The sequence below is a fragment of the Streptomyces parvulus genome, from assembly GCF_014648855.1.
Taxonomy (GTDB): Bacteria; Actinomycetota; Actinomycetes; order Streptomycetales; family Streptomycetaceae; genus Streptomyces; species Streptomyces parvulus.
Map to the genome: position 1 here is coordinate 107,639 of NZ_BMRX01000019.1, position 20,543 is coordinate 128,181.

The following is a 20,543-nucleotide window of genomic DNA, read 5'->3' on the forward strand; positions in this document are numbered from 1 at the left end:
CGACGGCGGGCCGAAACCGGCCGACTGCGAACGACCGGCGCCGGATGCCTAGCGCGACAGCTCCCGCCGGGCCGCGGCCAGGACAGCTTCGGCCACCGTGGCCAGCGCGGGAGAGTCGAGTTTCCACTGCTGCCAGTGGAGCGGAACGTCCACCGACAGGTCCGGCGCGAAGTCGACAAGTCGCCCCGCGCGCAGCAGCGGCCGCGCCTGCGGCTCCGGCACCATGCCCCAGCCGAGGCCCGCGGCGACGGCCTCCACGAACCCCTCCGAGGTGGGCACGTAGTGCCGCGCGGTGCTCGCACCGCCGCGCCCGAGCCGCCGCGCGAACGCGTCCTGGAAGTCGTCCCGCCGGTCGAAGACCACGACGGGAGCCGCGCCCAGCGCCTCCCGCAGCGGCCCGGCCAGATGCCGTGCGGCGAAGTCGGGGGCGGCGCACGGCTGATAGCGCATCCGCCCCAGGAACCGGACCGCGCAGCCCGGCACCGGCTCCGGCGAGGACGTCACCGCGGCCATCACCACGCCCTCCCGCAGCAGCGCGGCCGTGTGGGCCTCGTCCTCGCGGCGCAGCTCGAAACAGAGCCCGGGCCCTGCGGGCAGCTCCGTGAGCGCGCCGAGGAACCAGGTCGCGAGCGAGTCGGCGTTGACGGCGACCGAGATCCGGGTGGGCTCGCCGGCCGCCCCGCTCAGGCCCAGCTCGGCGTGCGCGTCCCGCTGCAGCCGGGCCACCTGGCGGGCGAGGCGCACCAGAACCGCGCCGGACTCCGTGGGGCGCACCGGTTTGGTGCGCAGCAGCAGCACCCGGCCCGTGCGCTGCTCCAGGGCCTTCACCCGCTGGCTGACCGCCGACGGCGTCACGTGCAGCGCGGCGGCCGCCGCGTCGAAGGTGCCCTCGTCCACCACGGCCAGCAGGGTGCGCACCTGGTCCAGCGGCAGGTCCGCCGCGTCCTCCGTCATCACGAGCGCTAAGGATACGTAAGAATCTTTAGCTGTACCTGCGGTGATCGTCCGCTTAGCGTCGGGAGCATGACCAACGCCCTCACCGCCGCGGCCGCCGGTTTCGGCACCGGGCTCTCGCTCATCGTCGCCATCGGCGCGCAGAACGCCTTCGTCCTGCGCCAGGGCATCCGCCGCGACGCCGTCCTCGCCGTGGTCGGCATCTGCGCCCTCTCCGACGCCCTGCTCATCGCCCTGGGCGTCGGCGGGGTCGGCGCCGTGGTGGTGGCCTGGCCGGACGCGCTGACCGTGGTCGGCTGGATCGGCGGCGCCTTCCTGCTCTGCTACGGCGCCCTGGCCGCCCGGCGCGTCTTCCGCCCCGAGGGCGCGCTGCGGGCGGAGGGCGACGGCGCGGGCTCACGCCGCCGGGCCGTGCTCACCTGCCTGGCGCTGACCTGGCTCAACCCGCACGTCTACCTGGACACCGTGTTCCTGCTCGGTTCGGTCGCCGCGGACCGGGGGCCGCTGCGCTGGACCTTCGGCCTGGGCGCCGCGGCGGCCAGCCTGGTCTGGTTCGCCGTGCTGGGCTTCGGCGCCCGCCACCTGGGCCGATTCCTGGCCCGGCCCGCGGCCTGGCGGGTGCTCGACGGACTGGTCGCCGCCACCATGATCGCTCTCGGGGTGAGCCTCGTCGCCGGCGCGTGACCGCCCGCTCGAACGGAGCTGCGACACTGATCCCCGCAGCCGAAAGATGTATCGAGCATGTAGGAAGCGCGTGGACTCCAGCGAGAGCAGCGAGAGCGGGACCGGGCAGGAAGCGGCGAAGAGACCCGCCCCGGACGGGGAGGCGCGGCGCGGGTGGCGCCGCTGGGCGATGGACACCCGCCCGCTGCGCCGCCCCGCCTATCGCCGACTGTGGTCCTCGACCATCGTCACCGCCGTCGGCAGCCAGCTCACCGCGGTCGCGGTGCCCAAGCAGATCTACGACATCACCGGGTCCTCGGCGTGGGTGGGCGCCGCCAGTCTCGCCGGGCTGCTGCCGCTGATCGTGTTCGCGCTGTGGGGCGGCGCCGTCGCCGACACGATGGACCGGCGCAAGCTGCTGCTCATCACCAACACCGGCATCGCCGTGACCTCGCTGCTGTTCTGGGTGCAGGCGGTCACCGGTCTGGAGTCGGTCGGCGCCCTGATGCTGCTGCTCGCGCTCCAGCAGGCCTTCTGGGGGCTCAACGCGCCGGCCCGCAACGCCTCGATCGCCCGCCTGGTGCCCGAGGGCGAGCTGCCCGCCGCGAACGCCCTGGGCTCGACCGTGATGCAGACCGGGCAGGTGGTCGGCCCGCTGCTGGCCGGCGCGCTCATCCCGGTGATCGGACTGCCCGAGCTGTACCTCATCGACGCGCTCGCCCTGTGCGTGACCGTGTGGGCCGTGTACCGGCTGCCCCCGCTCCCGCCGCTGGCCGGCACGGCGGTGCGGCGCGCGGGCGTCCGGGAGATCGTGGCCGGGTTCCGCTACATCGCCGGGCACAAGGTGCTGCTGCTCTCCTTCCTGGCCGACATCGTCGCCATGGTCCTCGGGATGCCCCGCGCGCTGTTCCCGCAGCTCGCCGCCGAGACCTTCGCCCCGTACGGCGAGGGGCTCGCCCTCGGTCTGCTGTTCGCGGCGATCCCGGTCGGCGCGGTGGTCGGCGGGCTGTTCTCGGGCACCTTCTCGCGGGCCCGACGGCACGGCTGGATGGTGATCGGCGCGGTCGTGGTCTGGGGGGCGGCCGTGGCCGGCGCCGGGCTGAGCGGGAGCCTGTGGCTCGCGGTGGCGTTCCTGGCCGTGGCCGGCGTCGCCGACATGGTGTCCATGGTGTTCCGCGGGGCGATCCTGCTCTCCGCGGCGACCGACGAGATGCGCGGGCGCATGCAGGGGGTCTTCACCGTCGTCGTGGCCGGCGGCCCGCGGCTGGCGGACGTCCTGCACGGCGGCGCCGGGTCCGCCCTCGGCGCCCGCGAGGCGGTGACGGGCGGCGGGCTGCTCGTCGTGGCGGTGATGCTGGCCCTGGCGGCCGCGATGCCCGCGCTGCGGCGCTACCGCGTCTGACGGGACCTCACAGCGCGCCGCGGCCGTGCAGCGCGTAGTGGTCCATGAGCCGGCCCCGGGTGGTCTCCAGCCGGTGCGCCAGGATCTCGGCGACCGACCGCACCAGCACGATGCCCAGCCGCGGGTCGTCCTCGCACAGGGTGAGCACCGAGCCCGCGTCGAACTCGTAGGCGCGCACCGGGCTGAAGGCCTCGGCGCCGAAGTCCCACTCGTAGGGCGGGAAGAGCCAGGACCAGCCGAGCAGGTCGCCCGCGCCGAGGCTGGCGACGGTGACCTGCTGGAGGGGCGTCACCTGCTGGGTCAGCGAGACCGCGCCGGAGCGGATGACCCAGAAGCGGTCCGCGCGGTCCCCCGACTCGAAGATCCGGGCGTCCTCGGGGAAGGAGACCTCCCGGGCGAGTGCCATCATCCGCTCGCGCTGGGGCGGGGGGAGGGCCGTCAGCAGTTTGATCGCTTTGGTCATGGCACGGGGCTCCTCGCCGGCGACTCGGTTCCGGGGCTTTCCCTATGCCCATTTCAGTCGCTGTCGGCGCACTGGGCCATTCGGCGGACGGCGGATCCCGTACGGATTCGGTGCAAGAACCGGGGACGACCGTGCGCGGGCAGGAAAAAGCCCTGGCCGGACGGGGGAGGCCGGCCAGGGCCGTAAGCGGTGACCGCGGAGGACTTTCGGTCGACTCCGTCGCCACTTATGGATGAACGCTAAACCATCTTGGGGTGCCGGGGGAAACCAGAAGGGGCCCACGTGACCGGACTCACGCCCGGCGGACCGCCTCAGGCACCGCCCTCCGCGGCCACCCGCACCGTCCGCAGCGCCGGATCGCTCGGGTCCGGGAGGAACATCCCGGCGTCCCGGCCGGTGCGCAGATACCGCAGGACCGGCTCGGACAGCCGCTCGCCCGGCAGGACGGCGGGGATGCCGGGCGGATACGGCGTGATCATCTCCGCCGCGACCCGGCCGGCGGCGTGCTCCAGCGGTACGTCCTCGGTGGGCCCGAAGAACGCGTCCCGGGGCAGCCGCACCTGCGGCATCCGCAGCTCCGCGGGCGAGGGAACGGCCACCCGCGGACCGGCGTCCAGATCCGGGGCGGCGCCGGCGAGGTCCTTGAGCGCGGCGAGGAGTTCGCCCGCGGTGTCCCGGTCGTCGCCGTGGGTGAGCTGGGTGCCGATGCGCCGGTGGTCCGTGATGTGGGCGACCACGCCCCGCCGCTCGCGCAGCCAGTCCGCCGCCCGGAAGCCCGTGACACCGAGCCCGTCGAGATCGATGATCACGGGCAGCGGATCGAACCCGTGCGCCCGCCCCGGCGCGCAGTATTCGTCGCGGCCGTCCACGTGCATGCCGTCGATGTCCTCGATCGCCGAGCGGACCTCGGCCGCCAGTTCCAGCGCCCCGCCCATCAGCTCGCGCCCGCGCAGCGCCATCTGCCGCCGCCAGCCGTCCAGACCGGCGTAGATCGGCGCCGAGGGGCTGGTGGTGCCGAGCAGGTCGGCCCGCATGCCGAGGAGCTTCGCCGGGACCAGCTCACCCCGCAGGTGGAAGACCGAGCCCTGCTCGAGCCCACTGCCCATCTTGTGGATGCTGGTCACGCAGATGTCGGCGCCCGCGTCCATCGCCCAGGACGGCAGGTCCGGGTGGAACGGCAGATGGGCGCCCCACGCCTCGTCGACGATCAGCGGCACCGACCGCCGGTGGCACACCCCGGCCACGGCCCGCAGGTCGGCGCTCGCACCGTACGGCGTCGGGCTGGTGATCAGGGCGCCCTTGGCGTCGGGGTGGGCGTCGAACGCCTCCTCGAACGCCTCGGCCGACGGCGGGTGGGCCAAGTGCCGCTCGGGGTCCCAGCAGGGCTCGACCCAGACCGGCTCGACACCCGACAGGATGAGCCCCGACACCACCGCCTTGTGGGCGTCCCGGCCGATCAGCAGCTTCTCGTGCGGCCCCGCGACCGCCAGCATCGCCGCCTTCACCGACAGGGAACTGCCGCAGGTCGAGAAGAACGTGTGGTCGGCGTGGACGGCGTCCGCCATCAGTTCCTCGGCGTGCCGGAGCACCCGCCCCCGGGTCAGCCGGTCGTCCAGGCCGCCCGCCGCCAGGACGTCGCCGTAGAACATCGCGTCGCCCAGCACCTCGCGCACCGCGGGATCCGCGCCGCGCGCCTGCTTGTGTCCCGGCGGAGTGAAGGACAGCCGGCCCTCGCGGTGGTAGTCGACGAGGGCTTCCAGGACGGGGGCGCGGGTGTGGTCGACGCTCATGCGGGGCGGGTTTCCCGGCTCCCGCGGTGTCAATCCGGGCCCGGGTCCGCTACCGCGGATGGCGCCCGGGGGTCAGTACCTCGTCCAGCACCCGCAGCACGGCCTCGTACGCCACGGCCCGCACGGCGGCCTCCCGGGACGCCTCGGGGTCGGTCGGGCGCAGTTCCGCGCTCCGGTCCCGCCAGGTCCGCGTCTCCTCCTGCGCGCAGGTCCTCGCCCGGTGCATCCGGCGGAGCAGTTCGTCCGAGTCCACAACATCCGTCATGTACTCCGCGTACCCGCGTACGGCGCCCGGATGGCCGTTGGGCCGTAAGGAGGGCCCGAGGTTTGTCCCCGCGGGCGCCGGTCAGCCGGAAGGTACGGGTCCGCACGGCGCCCACCGAGGCGCGGGGCCCCGACGAAGGCACATGCCACCGATGAGGGAGCGGACGTATGCGTGACCGGCACACGACCGAGACCGTCGCGGAGCGGTACGCCGCGGACCACTACCGGCCCGCCGACGCCCGCCAGGCGGTCGAGCGCGCCGTCGCCGGGCGGCGGGACGCCGACGGCACCCCGCGCTACGACGCGGCGGCCCTGTCCGACGCGGTGCTCGTCGCCTCCGAGCTGACCACCAACGCGATCCTGCACGGCGGCGGCATCACCGACTTCCGGGTCGACCTCGTGGGCCCCGGTGTGCGCCTTTCCGTGAGCGACCGCAGCCACGACCTGCCGGTGGCCGTCCCCCCGACGGACGACCGGGGCCGCCGCCGGGTCGGCGGCCGGGGCTGGCCGATCGTCTGCCGGCTGGCCCACGACGTGCGCGTGGCAGATCTTCCGGCCGGCGGCAAGTGCATCACGGTGCTCGTTCCGCTGTCCTGAGTACTTTTCGTTAAGCGGAGTTTGTTCCACCGGGTGAGGGGCAGTCGCAAGTTCGTGCTTCGGACCGGAGGCGCAGCGGCGGGAGCGGTATGCCGCCAGCCCTCCGGATCGCTCCGGACGGGCGCCGTTCCCGCGGCAAGTCCCCTGAGACCACCGTTCAGGAGCGAATCCGCATGCTCGTTGAAACGCCCACCACACGTCCCGAGACCCCCGCCGCCAACCGCCGCCGGCACGACGACGCCCCCGACACGATGGAGCGCTTCGGCCGCCTCGCAGCCCTGCCGGACGGCCCCGAGCGGGAGGCCCTGCGGGACGAGCTCGTCACCGCGTGGCTGCCCATGGCCCACCGCATCGCCGGCCGGTTCCGGGACCGCGGCGAGTCCCTGGAGGACCTGCGCCAGGTCGCCGCGCTCGGCCTGGTGAAGGCCATCGACCGCTTCGACCCGGAGCGGGGAGCCTTCGAGAGTTACGCCGTGCCCACCATCACCGGCGAGGTCAAGCGCCACTTCCGGGACCGGATGTGGGCCCTGCGGGTGCCGCGCCGCGTCCAGGAGCTGCGCAACAAGGTCCGGGTGGCGCGCCGCGAACTCACCCAGGCCCCGGGCAGCCCCGAGCCCTCGGTGGCGGCCCTCGCCGCCCACACCGGCCTCACCGAGGACGAGGTGACTGCCGGCATGGAGGCCCTGGAGAGCTTCAGCACCCTGTCGCTGGACGCCGAGCTGTCGGCCGGCGACGACGGCTACAGCCTCGCCGACACGCTCGGCGCGGCCGACGGCTCGTACGACACCGTGATCGACCGGGAGTCCGCCAAGAGCGGCCTGCGCAGGCTGCCCGAACGGGAGCGCGCCATCCTCTACATGCGCTTCTTCGAGGACATGACGCAGAGCCGTATAGCCGACCAGCTGGGCATCTCGCAGATGCACGTCTCGCGCCTCATCAGCCGCAGCTGCGCCCGCGTGCGCGACGAGGCGATGGGCGAGCGCACCGGCCGGCCCCCGCAGAACTGACCGCAGCCACGAGGGCGCCGTCGCGGCCGTGGCCGCGCGGGCCGGAGGAGGACCCCAGATGCTGATGCCCCACCCCGCGGTGCTGCGCGCCCTCGTCGACCGGTACGAGGCGGCGACGGCGAGCGAGCCCCTCGACGCCGCCGGCGGGCCGGGCCCCGAGGCGCGCGACCTGGAGTACACGCTCTGCGTGTCGACCGGTACGCGCGACGTACGGGCCGCCCTGGAGACCGCCCGCCGCCTGCTCGCGGCGAGCGCGCCGGCCGGGTCCGCGGCGACCGGCCCGGGGCCCCTCGCCGAACCCGCGGGAGCGGCCTGCTGACCCGGCACGGGACGCCGGGGAGGGCGTGAACTCCGGCCCGCACACCGCTGGGCGGTGTGCGGGCCGGTCCATGTCCGGGCCGGGCGGCCGCCGGCCTCCGGACCGCGTCCGGCCACCGCTCCCCGCCGGCCCGGGCGGGCATCGGCCGGCGATCGGGCGACACGGACCGAATCGCCTGCGTGCGGGGCCGATGGCGGGGCATGCGGAGTCCGGGAGGGGAGGTCCACATGAACGCACGAGTCATGGCACGCACCGGCCGCGGCACAGTCCGCGGCGCCGCGAACGGATCGGCCGCCGAAGGGGCGGCGAGGGCGGGTCTCACCGCACGCGGAGTCATCTACCTGCTGGTCGGCGTCCTGGCCCTGCAGATAGCCTTCGGCACCGGGAACCGCGAGGCGGACCGGGGCGGCGCCCTGGAGGAGATCGCGGACAAGCCGTTCGGCGCCGTCATGCTGTGGGCGCTCGGCATCGGCCTCGTCGGCATGGCGCTGTGGCGGCTGTCCGAGGCGGCCTTCGGCGCCACCGGCAAGGACGGCCACAAGGCCAAGAAGCGGCTGCCGGCCGCCGCCCGCTGCGTCTTCTACGCCTTCGTCGCCTACTCCGTGCTGGCCTTCGCGGCCGGCGCGGGCGGCAGCGGCTCCAGCGACCAGCAGTCCCGGGACGTCACGCGCAAGGTTCTGGAGATGCCCGCCGGGCAGTGGGTCGTGGGGCTGGCCGGCGCCGGCATCGTCGTCGCCGGGGTGGTGATCGCCGTACAGGCCATCCGCCGCAGCTACCACAAGAAGCTGAAGCTCGGGGCTCTCAGCTCCCGGGCTCGGACCCTGCTCGACGTCACCGGCGTCGGCGGGGGAGTGGCCCGCGGAGCGGTGTTCGCGGCGGCGGGCGCCTTCGCCGTGCGGGCCGCCGTCGACTATCGGCCCGACCAGGCCAAGGGCCTCGACGACACCCTCCGCTCCTTCGCCCAGACCCCCCTCGGGCCCTGGCTCCTGGCTCTCGTAGCCGCGGGTCTGGTGCTGTTCGGGGTCTTCTCGTTCGCGCTCGCCCGGTGGCGCCGGGTCTGAGCCGGGCACCACGGGGAACACGGGGCGAATGAACGAACACGAGATTCCTCCGCCGGACGGACGTCCCGTGGACGTCTACCTCGACCTCCTGCGCGTTCGCATGCCGAACGACGACTACCAGCTGCTGCTCAGCGTGGTGGAACCGGTCCTCCAGGCGATCGACGAGCAGCAGATGCCGACCATCGACTTCTCCCTGGACGGCGACAACGCCGAGGCACTGCCCCAGGAGATCAGGGACGAGGCCGCCCTGGTCATCGCCACCGCCGTCACCGGGCGGCTGGACAACGAAGTCGTCGAGATCAGCACCGACGAGACCGGCCCCGTCCGGGTCGTCACCGACGCGACCACCGCCTCCGACCCCGAACGGCTCGGCGAGATAGCCGACTACCTGAAGGAACGCCACCGGCAGAACGAGGAACTGCGCGGCATCGCCGAGGCGAGCGGTCTGCCCAGCGACTTCTGACCGCCCGGCCAGGACCGCTCAGCGCTGCGGGGTCTTCACGGCCACACCCAGCGGCCGGGCGAGGCCGACCACGGCCTCGTCCAGCCGCTCCAGGTGCCGCAGCACCCGGCCGGTGATCCTGCCGTACCGGGGTGTCCCGGCGGCGTACGGCTCCAGCAGCGAGGCGATGCTGGGGCCGGTCTCCACCTCGGTCGCCTTGTCGTCGTCCTCGACGTGGGCGGCGATCGCCTCGATGTTGCGCACCGTGCGCCGCACCGCTCCGCGCAGCCTCGGGTCGGCGGCGATCGACGGATGCGTGGGCAGCAGCTCCGCCGTCGCGGCCAGTGACCGGGCGTGGTAGGCGCAGGTCTCCAGCAGCGCGACCACGTACTGCGCCGTGTTGCGCCGGGAGCGCAGCGGGGTGATCGGGTGGGTGAGCGGCTGCACGGCGGCCCGCAGGTCGCCCAGCGCCTGGTCCAGCTCCCGCGCCGTGTCCAGGAGGTCCGCCGCGGGACCACCGCTGAGCTGGTCGACGGCGCCCTCGGTGACGTCGGTGAGCCGCTCCAGCACCGTCCCCAGCAGTTCGTTCGTCCGCCGGTCGGTCCGTATCGGCAGTACCAGCGCCGCCGCGACGATCCCGCACGCCGCCCCCAGCGCGGTCTCCTCCACCCGCAGCAGCAGCACCGACATGCTGTACGTGTGCAGCAGGGTGTAGAGCAGGCCCAGCATCGCCGTGACGAAGAACGACATGAGCGTGTACGACAGCGGCGCCGTGTAGAACATCGCGAAGATCAGCACCAGGACGAGTGCGAACGCCGTCCAGGTGTGGTTGCCGACCAGACCCGCCAGCACGATGCCGGCCACCACCCCCAGCACGGTGCCCAGCAGCCGCCGGTAGCCCTTGACCAGGATCTCGCCGGTGGAGGCGGTGTTGATGAAGACGATCCAGCAGGTGAGGACCGCCCAGTACCAGCGCTGCGTGGACAGGAACTCGCCGCCCACGATGGCCAGTGAGGACCCCACCGCCACCTGCACCGCGGCCCGCGTGGTGGGCCGCCGGAGCCCGGTCGGCTCCTCCTCGGCCGCGGCCTCCTCGCCGGCGTCGATGGCGGCGTCCTCGGCGTCCAGCTCCTCCCGGGACCTGGCCGTCGCGGGGGAGTCGTCCGACTCGTCCTGCGGCCCGTCCAGGGCGATCCGCAGGCCCATGACCGCACGCGCGCTCTCACCGATGCCGCGGAAGACGTCCTGGACGGCCGGGGTCGCCTCGGGCAGGTTCTCCTCGTCCCGGTAGCCCAGGAGCCGGTTGCGCAGGTGCGACAGACCCGTCCCGCGCGCCTCGGCGGGCGGCTTCAGCACCAGTGTGCGCAGCGCCCCCAGGTCCCGGCGCAGTATGTCCGTCGCCTCGCCCGGCGCGGGCGAGTGGCCGACGGCGGGCGCGGGAGCCCCCGGCAGGTGCAGGGTCAGGGTGTCCGCCCGCTCGGCGCTGCGCGCGGTCAGCAGCAGCAGGCCGAGCCGTTCAGCGGCGATCTCCGCGTCCGCGATGCGCCGCTGCACCAGCCGCGCGGTGGACTCGTCGGGCGTGCCCTCCTCCAGCCGGGACTGGATCATCAGCGCGGTCTCGTGCAGCCGCGCGGTGCCCTCGCGCAACCGCTCCAGCGTCTTCTCGATCTCGTCGGGGCCCGCGTCGAGCAGTTCCTCCTGCACGGCGATCAGCTGCGCCAGCCGGGCGCGGAAGGCCTGCCGCAGGCGTCGCAGGATCCAGGCCGGCGTCGCGGGCACGACCCCGAAGCGCACCACGGCACTGGACGCGAACGCCACCGCGACGGCGCTCCACAGCGCCGGCAGCCCCGACACCTTCGCGCCGACGAACAGCGACACGAAGTAGACCTGGAAGCCGATCAGCCCCAGCGCCGTGCCGCGGTCGCCGAACCGGCGGACGAAGACCGCGCAGAAGATCAGCACCACGAAGACCGCGTCGCCCAGCACCACTCGTGAGGCCAGCAGCGCACTGAGCGAGACCGAGGCGAGGGCGACGGGCAGCCCCAGCGCCAGGGTCACGGCCTGCGGGCGCAGCTCCTTCTCCCGGATGGCGAACGTGGCGACCATCGCCGCAATGGCGCCCGCCACCAGGTGCTCGACGTCCACGCCGAGCGCGGCGAGCACGGCGAGCGTCAGTGCGATGGCGCCCACCGTCCGCAGGCCCGCCGTCAGCCGCAGCAGCCCGGGATCGGACGCGGCGACGGCGCCCCGCAGCCGTGTCCGCACCGAGCGCCTCGCTGCCTTCACGCCGCCGTACACTCTCCCGATTCACAGCCGACTCCCGGCCGGTTCACGCCGAGATCCACTTCTCAGCATGTCATGCCGAGAGCCGGTTTCGGCCACGGGGTCAACGCGACGCCGCGCCCTCCACGCGCTCCCGCACCTGTTCCGGGCTGAGATAGGCGTCGGTGTACTCGAAGTCCCGGAGCTTGGCCGGTTTGCGGGCCTGGAAACCGGTGCGCACGAAGTCGTCGCCGGCCACCGCGTTGATCGCCCAGTTGGCCGCCACCCGGGCCTTGGCCACCCCCGTGCGCAGCGCCGACCAGTGGTAGCCGCGGGCCACCGCCTGGGCCGGCAGGCCCTTCAGCTCGATGCCGAGCGGCTTGGAGACGGCGTCGGTGCCGCCGAGGTCGACCACGAGACCGAGGTCCTTGTGCACGTACGGCCGCATCGGCTGGTTGCGCAGGGTGGCGATGAGGTTCTCGGCGACGTGCCGGCCCTGCCGCATCGCGTGCTGGGCGGTGGGCGGGCAGACGGCTCCGTCCTGGCCCTTGGCGAGGTCGGGCACCGCCGCGGAGTCGCCCAGCGCGAACACGCCGTCGTGGTCCGGCAGGCACATCTCGGCGGTGACCGCGAGCCGTCCCTTGACCGTCTCCGCGCCGAGCGTGGCGATCAGCGGGCTCGCCACCACGCCCGCCGTCCAGATCAGCGTGCGGGTCGGCACCACCCGGCCGTCCGTGAAGGTGACCTCCTCCGGGCCCGCCTTGGCGATGGACACGCCCAGGGAGATCTCGATGCCGCGCCGGGCGAGGACCTCCTGCGCGTCCCGCCCCAGCTTCTCGCCCAGCTCGGGCATCAGCTTCGGCGCGATGTCGATCAGGTGCCACTTGATCAGGCTCGGGTCGAGCCGGTTGTAGCGCTTGACGGCCGCGTGCGTGAGCCGCTGGAGGCAGGCCGCGGTCTCGGTGCCGGCGTAACCGCCGCCGACCACCACGTACTGCAGCCGGGAGGCGCGCTCGACCGGGTCCTGGCTGGCGTCGGCGAGATCCAGCTGGGAGATGACGTGGTCGCGCACGTACGCCGCCTCCGCCAGCGTCTTCATGCCGAACGCATGGTCGGTGAGCCCCGGGATGTCGAAGGTGCGGGTGATGCTTCCGGGCGCGAGGACGATGTAGTCGTAGGGCTCGTTGACGATCTGGTCGGTGATGGTGCGCACCACGCAGACCTTCGCCTTGAGGTCCACGCCGATGGCGCCGCCCGGGATGATCCGGGTGCGGTAGCGGCTGCTGCGGCGCAGCGAGAGCGCGATCGACTGGGGGGTCAGCACCCCGGAGGCGACCTGGGGGAGCAACGGCAGGTAGAGCTGGTAGGAGAACGGTGTCACCAAGGTGATGTCGGCCTCGCCGGGAGCGAGCTTCCGCTCCAGCCGGCGGACGCACTCCACGCCGGCGAAACCTGCGCCGACCACCAGAATCCTGGGTCGTGTCACGGTGTTCATCCCTTTCTGCGGCTTCGGACGGTCTGCCGCGAACGCCCTTCGCCTGCCCCTGGATCGCTGCTTCGCACCTCGTCGATCCCATCGCGCCCGCGCCGGTCCGGCCAGCCGGGTGCGGCAGGCGGGTAGACCGGGGGGGTGCGGGGGCGGGGGCGGCGGCGCCGGGTCAGGCGGGTCCGCGCAGGTGGCACAGCAGCAGGCACACGTCGTCGTCCCGCTCCGAGTCGCTGAGCAGCGGACGCAGGAGCTCGTCCGCGGAACCCTCCAGATCCGACTCGAGACGGGGCGTGGCGAAGGAGCCGAGCGCCTCGGCGAGCCGCTCGATGCCCGGGTCTATGCCCTGGGCGCGGCGCTCCACCAGGCCGTCGGTGTAGAGGGCCAGCGTGGAGCCCGGCGCAAGCGGCACGCTGTGGTCGGCGATCTCCTGCTGGAGCGGGATGCCCAGCATCGCGCCGGGCTTGTCGTCCAGGATCCGCACCCGCCCGTCCGGGGTCCGCAGCACCGGCGGCGGATGCCCGGCGGCGGCCCAGGTCAGGGTCGGTTCGTCGGGGTGGAAGCGGGCGATGACGGCGGTGGCGAACAGGTCGGGCTGCAGGTGGTGCAGGAACGTGTGCAACCGGGTGAGCAGCCGGCCCGGGCTGCCGCCGTCCACGGCGTACGCCCGCAGCGCGGTGCGCAGCTGACTCATCATCACGGCCGCGCGCAGCCCGTGCCCGGTGACGTCGCCGACGACGGTGATGACCCCGCCGTCGGGCTGCCGGAACGCGTCGTACCAGTCGCCGCCGATGTTCAGCCCGTGGGTGGCCGGCAGGTAGCGCGCGGCCAGCCCGAGGCCGGCCGGGGAGGGCAGGTCCGTCAGCAACGCCCGCTGGAGGGTCTCGGCGATGTCGCGGTTGTGCTGGTAGCGCTGGGCGTGGTCGATCGCGATGCTGGCCCGCCGGGTCAGCTCCACCAGCATGACCGCGTCGTCCGGGTCCCACCGCTCCCCGGGCGGTGACAGGGTCACCACGCCGAGGGGCGCCTGCCGGGTCGGCAGCGGGATGCACAGCGCGGGCCGCTCCGGGTCCAGCGCCGAGGGCGGCTGGTCCTGGACGCCGGGCAGGCCGCCCGGGTGCGGGGCGGCGTACTGCGGGCGTCCGGTGCGGGCGGCGACCACGGCCGCGGCCGGATGGGCCGGGCCCGCGGTGCCGTCGTCCTGCTCGAACAGCCAGACGTCGACGCTCGCCGCGTACTCGGGCACCAGCAGCTCCGGCAGCCGCCGCACGATCTCGTGGTGGTCCAGGGACGCCGTCAGCACCGCGCTCGCGTCCGCCAGGAAGGTCAGCCGCCGCCGGGCGTTCTCCGCCTCGGTGCGCGCCTTGCGCTCGGCGGCGAACGCCTCCCGCTGGGCCCGCCCGGCGGCGTCCAGTTCGGCGTGGAGCGCGACGACGCCCTGGTTGGTCTGATGCAGCTCCTCGCGGTGGAACTCGACCAGGTCCTCCTGCTCGCCCAGCCGCTCCAGCACCAGCGCGGTGTCCTCGTCGGCGCCCAGCAGGGCCTCCGCCAGCCCGGCGGCGTCGTCCGCCGCGGTGCCGGCCGCGGACTCCGGCGCCGGCTCGGGGCAGGGCACCGTGACGCGCCACGGCGGCTCACCGGCCGCGGCGGCGTCGGGGGAGGGCGTCACCACGGCGTGCAGGACGTACTCCCCGGACTCCGCCCCGGCGCCGTCCGCCGGACCGGTGGTCAGGGTCAGCCGCCACGCGCCGCCCTTCGTCAGGCACAACCGCAGCTGCGCGCCGAGCGAGGCCGCCAGACGGCTGCGCTCCAGCGCCGGCACGCCGCAGGCCGCGGCCAGCCGGGCGGCGGCGATGCGCGCCCCGGCCGCTTCGGTGACGTCGGTGATCTGCCAGGTACGGGTCATGGTCCATCCGGCGGGACGGGGGCCAGCACGGCGACCGCGGTGTCGTCGCGCACGGGCCGGGCCGAGCTGCTGGCGTCACGGATCGTGACGGCGGCGGTCACCGCCGGGTCGGTCGTCGTACGGCACGTCTCGGACGTGGGCGCCCAGCGGCTCGGCAGCCCGTCGCTGTGCAGGACCAGCACCCGGTCGTCCGCCCAGACCGCCTCCTCCTCGCGCAGTGTCGTGGGCCGGTGGGTGCCGACTATGCCGGGCCGGGACACCAGGTGTCGCCAGGTGCCGCCCTCGCACAGCCGCGCTCCGATGTTGCCGACGCCCGCGAACCTCAGCACGCCGGTCCGCGTGTCGACCTGGGCGACGGCGACGGCCGCGCCGCGCGTGCCCGTCAGCGCCGAGTCGATGCGCCGCAGTGCCTCGCCGGGGGTGACGTGCGCCGCCTCGCGCATCGCCGCCACGGCCGCGGTCGAGGCGCGGGCCGCCTCCGGGCCGTGGCCGAGGCCGTCGGCCATCATGAGGGTGACCAGGTCGCCCGCGCGCACCCAGGCCCAGGCGTCCCCCGAGTACTCCGCCCCGCCGAAGGGCACGTTGACGCCCCCGGCCCGCACCCCGGCGGCCGGGCCCGGTTCGGCGGCCGGGCCGTCGGGCACGGGTCCGACGCGGGCGACCACCACGGTGCCCCGGCCCGGGACGCTGTGCAGGTCGAAGTCGTCGGCCAGGCGCGCGCAGGTGCCGAGCCCCGCACCGAGGGACCGCGTGGTGGTGAACCCGTCTCCCAGGGCGGCGGAGACGTCCGGGATCCCGGGGCCGTGGTCGACCGCCGTCACCTGCACGAGGGCCGCCTCGCTCCGGCCGTCGGCCAGGACGCACGGAGCGACCACGTCGATGAGCACTTGGCCGCCCGCGGCGTGCTTGAGCAGGTTGGTGGCCAGCTCGGTCGCCACCAGCGCCGACGTGGCGGTGCGCCGCTCGTCCAGCCCGGCCAGCGCCGCCGCCTGCTCCGCGGCCACCCTGGCGTCGCGCACCCGGGTCGAGTCGTGCACCGGTACGTCCCACAGCCGGGGCATCAGGACTCCTCGCGCGGACGCGGGGGCCGGCCCACCCAGGAGGTCACCCGCACCATCGTGCCCGCGCCCGGCGCGCTGTCGATCGCGAACTCGTGCACCAGCCGCCGGGCACCGCCCAGCCCGAGGCCCAGTCCCTCACCGGAGGTGAAGCCGTCGCTGAGCGCCTGCTCCAGGTCCGCGATGCCCGGTCCCTCGTCGGCGAAGGTGAGCCGCAGCCCGCGGGCGCCCCCGTCGGTCAGCGGCTCCGTCTCCATCGTGCCGCCGCCGCCGTAGATGAGAGTGTTGCGGGCGAGTTCGCTGGCGGCGGTGACCAGTTTGGTCTGGTCCACCAGGCCGAAGCCGATCTGCGCGGCGGCCTGCCGCACATGCTGTCGCACCCACACCAGATCCATGTCCGAACGGATCGGCAGGCGGGCCTGGGAGCCCGCGGCGGTGTGCATCACTGACTCTCCCGGCGCGGGCCGCCGAAGTGGGACGACACGGCCTGCCCCGTGAGCAGCTCCATGGCGGCCTCGGTGTTGAGCGCCGTCCGCATGCCCGGCAGCGTCAGCCCCAGCTCGACGAGCGTGATCGCGACCGCCGGCCGCATGCCGACCACCACGGTCCGCGCGGCGAGCAGGTCGGTCTGGGCGGCGATCTCCGCCAGCACCCGGCCCAGGAACGAGTCGACGATCTCCACCCCGGAGATGTCCATGATCACGCCGCCGGCGCCGCTGCGCACGATGCTCTCGGCGAGGTCGTCCTGCAACTGCTGCGCCGTACTGTCGTGCAGGTCGCCCTGGAGGGTGACCAGCAGCACGTCACCGAGGCGCAGCACCGGGACGCGGTTCGACACGGGAGCCCCGTGAGGCCCCCCGAACGCCTCGCTCACCGCGTGACCGCACCCTTCGCGCCCGGGGTGACGATGCCGACTCCCAGCTCGTGCAGCACGTACCCGAGGGCGTCGGCGAGGCTCGCGCGGGTGACCACGTTGCCGAGGTCCAGACCGAGGTGGACCATCGTCTGCGCGATCGCCGGACGGATGCCGGAGACGATGCACTCGGCACCCATCAGCCGGGCCGCCGCGACCGTCTTCATCAGGTGCTGGGCCACCAGCGAGTCGACTGTCGGGACACCGGTGATGTCCAGGATCGCGAAGCGCGCCTGCTGCTCCACGATGGACTCCAGGAGGGTCTCCATCACCACCTGGCTGCGGGCGCTGTCCAGCGTGCCGATCAGCGGCACGGCCACCACGCCGTCCCACAGCTTGATGACCGGGGTGGCCACCTCCAGCAGCTGCAGCCGCTGCCGGTCGATGAGCGCCTGGCCCTCGCTGAGCGCCGTCTGCGTCACCACCACCCGCAGCGTGCCCATCAGCACACCGAGCGTGCCGGCACAGGCGCGGACCTGCTCGGCCGGAGCGTCCGGGAGATCCTCGAGCAGCAGGTTCTCGACCGGCGGACGCAGCGCCGCAAGCTCGGCCGACACCTGCGCGCTGCTCAGTCCCGCCCGCGAGCGGGCCGCGGCCATCCGCGCCAACTGCTCGCGCACCGCGGTGAAGCCCGCGGCGTCCGGATCCTCCACCCGCTCCGCGTCGGCCACTTGGGCCAGGGCGTCCACCACGGCCTTGCCGGCCTCGACCGCCTCGTCGCGCGAGACGGTGAACACGGCCCGGAAAAGGGGCTCGTCCGCCCAGCGCTGGGCGATCTGCTCACGGCGGCGCCGCAGAAAGTCCCTGATCTCCAGCGTGGGCGACCCCGCCGTACCGTGCGCCTGTTCCGGCACCTGCTCCACTCCTCATCCGCGTCGCGCCGCGCACCCCGCCCACGGCGGGTGTGGCGGCGACATGACCTTGCCGGACGACAACTGTAACCACCCCCCGACCTCGTACGACACCTGCTCCCGCACGACCGGCCGGGATGCGCGGCGGGGCCCGGAGGGTCCGGTTCTACGGCGTCTGCGGACCCTCCGGCTGCGCGTCCACGCGGGCCAGCGCCTCCTCGGTGCTCTCCGACACGGGCACGGTGATGCTGACGCCGGTCAGGTCCAGGACGCGCCGCACGGCCGGGGCGGGGGAGATGATGTGCACACTTCCGGGCAGCTCCCGCGCCTCCTGGTAGACGCGCAGGATGATGTTCATCCCGGAGGAGTCCATGAACGGCACCTCCGACAGGTCCAGCAGGAAGTGCCTGCGGCCGTGGTGCAGTTGGTTCGCCAGGTGGTGCTGGAGCTCGGTGGCGGTGTCGACGTCCAGGTAGCCCTCCACCTTCAGCAGCGCGACCTCCTCACGGGGCAGCGTCACTTCCACGGACAGCGGGTTCTGGGCGATGGGCACGTGTACCTCCAACAATGCGGCGGCGCGGTGGACCGACGTGGTCCACCGCGCCCGGCGGTTACCCCCGAATCCCGGCCCCATGCACGGCCGCCGGGACGGGCTGTGTGACCACCCTCACCCGACCCGGATGCCGACGAGGCAGGTGTCGTCGTCGGTGTCGGACCGGCTGTAGGTGAGCAGCCGGTCCAGATGCTGGTCCAGCGTGTTCGGAGCGGGACGCACGGTGGTCAGCAGCTGGTCCAGCGACTCCTCCACGGAGCGGTCCCGGCGCTCGATCAGGCCGTCGGTGTACATCAGCAGCGTGTCCGCACCGGCCAGTTGCACCTCCGCCTCCTCGTACGCCGCCTCCGCCACCGCCCCGAGGAGCATCCCCCGCACCAGGGGCAGCGGCTCCGCACGCGGGCCGCGCACCAGCACCGGCGGCAGATGGCCCGCCCTGGCCCAGCGCAGGGTGCGCCGGACCGGGTCGTACAGACCGCACACCGCGGTGGCGGTGACGCCGCCCGTCAGATGGTGGGCGACGATGTTGAGCCAGGACAGCAGCTGGCCCGGGCCCGCCCCGGTCACCGCCAGGCCGCGCAGCGCGTTGCGGAGCACCACCATGCTGGTCGCCGCCTCTATGCCGTGCCCGGCCACGTCGCCGACGCACAGCAGCACCAGGCCGTTCGGCAGCATCACCGCGTCGTACCAGTCGCCGCCGACCAGCTGCTCCGTCTCCGCCGGCCGGTAGCGGACGGCGACCTGGAGTTCCGGCACCTTCAGCGGGGTCTGCGCGGGCGGCATGATGGCGTGCTGCAGCTGGAGGGTGAGCCGGTTGCGCTCGATGGCCTGCTGCTCGGTGTGGGCCAGCTGGTCGCGCGTGGCGGCCAGCGCCACCTCCGTCCAGTGCTGCGCCGAGATGTCCTGGTAGGCGCCCCGCACGACGAGCAGGCGGTCGTCGGTGTCCAGGACCGGCTCGGCCACCAGCCGCACGTGCCGGGTCACACCGTCGGGCCGCTGGAGCCGGAACGCCGCCGACGCCGGCCGCCGGTGGTGCAGCAGGGTGCGCAGGAAGCGTCCGATGGCGACCGCGTCGTCCGGGTGGGCGTGCGCGGCCAGCTCCTCCAGGGGGACCGGGGTGCTGGTCTGCGGGCGCCCGTAGAGGTCGAAGAGCTGGCCGTTCCAGGTGATCTCGCCGGTCAGCAGGTTCTCCTCGAAACCGCCGATGCGGCCGAGCCGCTGGGCGTGCTGGAGGAGGCTGGCCAGCCGGGCCGTCTCGTCCTCGATGCGCCAGATGAGCAGGACCGCGTTGCCGTGCCGGCTGACGCTTATGTCCGCGACCGCCGACAGCGCCACCTGGTCCACCAGGGCGGTGAGGTTCATGCGCCGGGCCCGGAACGGCTCTCCGGTGGCGTACACCCGCTCCACGTTCCGGAACAGCTCGCTGTCCCCGGCGGCCATCGGGTACGCCTCGAGGAGCAGGGCGCCGCCCACGACGGCGCGCGGCCGGCCGGCGGGGTCCATGAAGCTCTTGTTGACGTGCTGGATGCGGAAGTCCGCCAGGTTGCCGTCGGCGTCCAGGTGCGGCACCAGCACCAGCGCCGGGTCGTACAGCCCGTCGGCCAGGTCCATCAGCTCCACTGCGTCCGGCACCGGACGCGGCTCCTGCCCGCCGCCGGCCGGCGGGCTGTAGGACTCCAGGGTGTGCGCGCACAGCTCGGCGAGGGCCTCCACCTGCCGCACCACCTGCGGCGGCTGCGGCTCCAGCGGCGCCGGCCAGGCGATCTCCAGGACGCCGTGCAGGCGTCCCCCGGTGCCCGCGGGCACGGCGACCCTGCCGCCGTCCGGATACTGGTGCCGGCCCACGCTGGGCAGCCCGGTCTCCGCCAGGGACGTGACCCACTGCCCCGTCCGCTCGGTCAGCCCGGACCGGGCGACGGTCGCCACGTCCGGCGGCACGTAGCGCCATCGGGTCGCCTCGGCCGGGGAGAAGCCCGCGCTGCCGGCCAGGGTCAGCGAGCCGTCGTACCCGGCCGCCCAGATGGCCACCGCGACCGCGCCGAGCGGACGCAGCGCCTGCTCCAGCAGGGCCTCGGCCACGGCCTGGGTGTCGCCCGCGGCCAGCGCGCCGCTCTCGGCGGCCCGCAGGCGCACGGCGGCCGAGCCGGTCCCCGCCTCCCCGGACTCCCCCTGGCCCCGGTCGGGCTCCGCGCGCACCGAGGCGGTGGCGGCCAGGAAGGTGTCGGTCACCTCCGACACGCGGTCCCGGGCCGCCTGGTTGATGACGTCGACCGCGAACTCCAGCTGGGTCGCCTGGGACTGCTCGGCCAGTTCGGCCAGCTGCCGGGCGGCCTCGGCCGGACCGCATCCGAGCCGCGCCACCAGGATGCCCTTGGCCAGCTCGATCAGCGCCCGCCCCTCGGCCTCGGCCTGGGCGGCCCGCACCTCGCCGCTGAGCCGGTCGACGGTGGCCGCCAGCCGCCCCACCGGCGACAGCGGCGTCATGGTGCGCAGGCCGGCGACCGGCCCGTCGAGCGCGCGGGACGGGGGCGGACCGGCCGCCGGGGCGGGGG

General features: G+C 74.3%; 20 protein-coding genes. 7 read left to right on the forward strand and 13 right to left on the reverse strand.

What is annotated here, in order from left to right; genetic code table 11:
- Positions 1–48: 48 nt before the first annotated feature.
- The gene (locus tag IE108_RS30950) at positions 49–954 is read right to left on the reverse strand and encodes a LysR family transcriptional regulator ArgP (RefSeq protein WP_064731615.1); all 906 of its coding nucleotides are present in this window, start codon (positions 952–954) and stop codon (positions 49–51) included.
- 69 nt (positions 955–1,023) lie between these two features.
- Here IE108_RS30950 and IE108_RS30955 point away from each other — a divergent pair, with 69 nt between their 5' ends.
- Positions 1,024–1,638, forward strand: a complete 615-nt coding sequence (locus tag IE108_RS30955; protein WP_064726268.1) for a LysE/ArgO family amino acid transporter — start codon at positions 1,024–1,026, stop codon at positions 1,636–1,638.
- Positions 1,639–1,708: 70 nt separating this feature from the next.
- Complete coding sequence (locus IE108_RS30960; protein ID WP_064726267.1) at positions 1,709–3,019, forward strand: MFS transporter; 1,311 nt, start codon at positions 1,709–1,711, stop codon at positions 3,017–3,019.
- A 7-nt stretch (positions 3,020–3,026) separates the two neighbouring features.
- On the opposite strand, the gene IE108_RS30965 is transcribed toward IE108_RS30960, so the two are convergent.
- From IE108_RS30965 to IE108_RS30975, 3 genes are all read right to left on the reverse strand, one after another.
- On the reverse strand, positions 3,027–3,482 hold the full coding sequence (locus IE108_RS30965; protein WP_064726266.1) for a cyclic nucleotide-binding domain-containing protein: 456 nt from the start codon (positions 3,480–3,482) through the stop codon (positions 3,027–3,029).
- A 311-nt stretch (positions 3,483–3,793) separates the two neighbouring features.
- Positions 3,794–5,272 carry an aminotransferase class I/II-fold pyridoxal phosphate-dependent enzyme gene (locus tag IE108_RS30970; protein ID WP_064726265.1) on the reverse strand — a complete coding sequence of 493 codons (1,479 nt, stop codon included), beginning with the start codon at positions 5,270–5,272 and terminating at the stop codon, positions 3,794–3,796.
- A gap of 49 nt (positions 5,273–5,321) precedes the next feature.
- Positions 5,322–5,537, reverse strand: a complete 216-nt coding sequence (locus IE108_RS30975) for a hypothetical protein (RefSeq protein ID WP_064726264.1) — start codon at positions 5,535–5,537, stop codon at positions 5,322–5,324.
- A 167-nt stretch (positions 5,538–5,704) separates the two neighbouring features.
- Between IE108_RS30975 and IE108_RS30980 the strand changes: the two genes are divergently transcribed.
- The 5 genes from IE108_RS30980 to IE108_RS31000 all read left to right on the forward strand — a co-directional run bounded on the left by IE108_RS30980 (position 5,705) and on the right by IE108_RS31000 (position 8,983).
- The gene (locus IE108_RS30980) at positions 5,705–6,133 is read left to right on the forward strand and encodes an ATP-binding protein (RefSeq protein WP_064726263.1); all 429 of its coding nucleotides are present in this window, start codon (positions 5,705–5,707) and stop codon (positions 6,131–6,133) included.
- A gap of 173 nt (positions 6,134–6,306) precedes the next feature.
- On the forward strand, positions 6,307–7,140 hold the full coding sequence (locus IE108_RS30985; RefSeq protein WP_064726262.1) for a SigB/SigF/SigG family RNA polymerase sigma factor: 834 nt from the start codon (positions 6,307–6,309) through the stop codon (positions 7,138–7,140).
- Between the two features lie 58 nt (positions 7,141–7,198).
- Positions 7,199–7,459 (forward strand): DUF5133 domain-containing protein, encoded by a 261-nt coding sequence (locus IE108_RS30990; RefSeq protein WP_064726261.1) that lies wholly within the window; start codon positions 7,199–7,201, stop codon positions 7,457–7,459.
- A 227-nt stretch (positions 7,460–7,686) separates the two neighbouring features.
- Positions 7,687–8,520: a DUF1206 domain-containing protein gene (locus tag IE108_RS30995; protein ID WP_064726260.1), complete on the forward strand. Its 834-nt coding sequence runs from the start codon at positions 7,687–7,689 to the stop codon at positions 8,518–8,520.
- Between the two features lie 28 nt (positions 8,521–8,548).
- Positions 8,549–8,983, forward strand: a complete 435-nt coding sequence (locus tag IE108_RS31000) for a hypothetical protein (RefSeq protein WP_064726259.1) — start codon at positions 8,549–8,551, stop codon at positions 8,981–8,983.
- 18 nt (positions 8,984–9,001) lie between these two features.
- Here IE108_RS31000 and IE108_RS31005 read toward each other — a convergent pair whose 3' ends face one another.
- From IE108_RS31005 to IE108_RS31045, 9 genes are all read right to left on the reverse strand, one after another.
- A complete protein-coding gene (locus IE108_RS31005) occupies positions 9,002–11,248 on the reverse strand; it encodes an FUSC family protein (RefSeq protein ID WP_064731614.1) in 2,247 nt (748 codons plus the stop codon).
- 100 nt (positions 11,249–11,348) lie between these two features.
- Entirely contained in the window at positions 11,349–12,719 is a 1,371-nt protein-coding gene (locus IE108_RS31010) for an NAD(P)/FAD-dependent oxidoreductase (protein ID WP_064726258.1), read from the reverse strand.
- Positions 12,720–12,882: 163 nt separating this feature from the next.
- Positions 12,883–14,616: a PP2C family protein-serine/threonine phosphatase gene (locus IE108_RS31015; RefSeq protein WP_064726257.1), complete on the reverse strand. Its 1,734-nt coding sequence runs from the start codon at positions 14,614–14,616 to the stop codon at positions 12,883–12,885.
- On the reverse strand, positions 14,613–15,677 hold the full coding sequence (locus IE108_RS31020) for an ATP-binding SpoIIE family protein phosphatase (protein WP_064726256.1): 1,065 nt from the start codon (positions 15,675–15,677) through the stop codon (positions 14,613–14,615). The genes IE108_RS31015 and IE108_RS31020 overlap by 4 nt, the downstream gene beginning before the upstream one ends.
- Positions 15,677–16,117 carry an anti-sigma regulatory factor gene (locus IE108_RS31025; protein ID WP_064726255.1) on the reverse strand — a complete coding sequence of 147 codons (441 nt, stop codon included), beginning with the start codon at positions 16,115–16,117 and terminating at the stop codon, positions 15,677–15,679. The genes IE108_RS31020 and IE108_RS31025 overlap by 1 nt, the downstream gene beginning before the upstream one ends.
- Positions 16,117–16,548, reverse strand: a complete 432-nt coding sequence (locus tag IE108_RS31030) for an STAS domain-containing protein (RefSeq protein ID WP_064726254.1) — start codon at positions 16,546–16,548, stop codon at positions 16,117–16,119. The genes IE108_RS31025 and IE108_RS31030 overlap by 1 nt, the downstream gene beginning before the upstream one ends.
- Positions 16,545–17,441, reverse strand: coding sequence for an STAS domain-containing protein (locus IE108_RS31035; RefSeq protein ID WP_064731613.1), 897 nt, complete (start codon positions 17,439–17,441; stop codon positions 16,545–16,547). Before IE108_RS31035 ends, IE108_RS31030 begins: the two co-directional genes overlap by 4 nt.
- 163 nt (positions 17,442–17,604) lie before the next feature.
- Positions 17,605–17,991, reverse strand: a complete 387-nt coding sequence (locus IE108_RS31040; RefSeq protein WP_064726253.1) for an STAS domain-containing protein — start codon at positions 17,989–17,991, stop codon at positions 17,605–17,607.
- 114 nt (positions 17,992–18,105) lie between these two features.
- On the reverse strand, positions 18,106–20,475 hold the full coding sequence (locus IE108_RS31045; RefSeq protein ID WP_229852543.1) for a SpoIIE family protein phosphatase: 2,370 nt from the start codon (positions 20,473–20,475) through the stop codon (positions 18,106–18,108).
- Positions 20,476–20,543 lie beyond the last annotated feature (68 nt).

Bases quoted from the DNA above. Each gene is read 5' to 3' on its own strand.
- IE108_RS30950 (WP_064731615.1), bottom strand. From the start codon at position 954: ATGACGGAGGACGCGGCGGACCTGCCGCTGGACCAGGTGCGCACCCTG.
- IE108_RS30955 (WP_064726268.1), top strand. From the start codon at position 1,024: ATGACCAACGCCCTCACCGCCGCGGCCGCCGGTTTCGGCACCGGGCTC.
- IE108_RS30965 (WP_064726266.1), bottom strand. From the start codon at position 3,482: ATGACCAAAGCGATCAAACTGCTGACGGCCCTCCCCCCGCCCCAGCGC.
- IE108_RS30970 (WP_064726265.1), bottom strand. From the start codon at position 5,272: ATGAGCGTCGACCACACCCGCGCCCCCGTCCTGGAAGCCCTCGTCGAC.
- IE108_RS30975 (WP_064726264.1), bottom strand. From the start codon at position 5,537: ATGACGGATGTTGTGGACTCGGACGAACTGCTCCGCCGGATGCACCGG.
- IE108_RS30980 (WP_064726263.1), top strand. From the start codon at position 5,705: ATGCGTGACCGGCACACGACCGAGACCGTCGCGGAGCGGTACGCCGCG.
- IE108_RS30985 (WP_064726262.1), top strand. From the start codon at position 6,307: ATGCTCGTTGAAACGCCCACCACACGTCCCGAGACCCCCGCCGCCAAC.
- IE108_RS30990 (WP_064726261.1), top strand. From the start codon at position 7,199: ATGCTGATGCCCCACCCCGCGGTGCTGCGCGCCCTCGTCGACCGGTAC.
- IE108_RS30995 (WP_064726260.1), top strand. From the start codon at position 7,687: ATGAACGCACGAGTCATGGCACGCACCGGCCGCGGCACAGTCCGCGGC.
- IE108_RS31000 (WP_064726259.1), top strand. From the start codon at position 8,549: ATGAACGAACACGAGATTCCTCCGCCGGACGGACGTCCCGTGGACGTC.
- IE108_RS31010 (WP_064726258.1), bottom strand. From the start codon at position 12,719: ATGAACACCGTGACACGACCCAGGATTCTGGTGGTCGGCGCAGGTTTC.
- IE108_RS31015 (WP_064726257.1), bottom strand. From the start codon at position 14,616: ATGACCCGTACCTGGCAGATCACCGACGTCACCGAAGCGGCCGGGGCG.
- IE108_RS31020 (WP_064726256.1), bottom strand. From the start codon at position 15,677: ATGCCCCGGCTGTGGGACGTACCGGTGCACGACTCGACCCGGGTGCGC.
- IE108_RS31025 (WP_064726255.1), bottom strand. From the start codon at position 16,117: ATGCACACCGCCGCGGGCTCCCAGGCCCGCCTGCCGATCCGTTCGGAC.
- IE108_RS31045 (WP_229852543.1), bottom strand. From the start codon at position 20,475: ATGACGCCGCTGTCGCCGGTGGGGCGGCTGGCGGCCACCGTCGACCGG.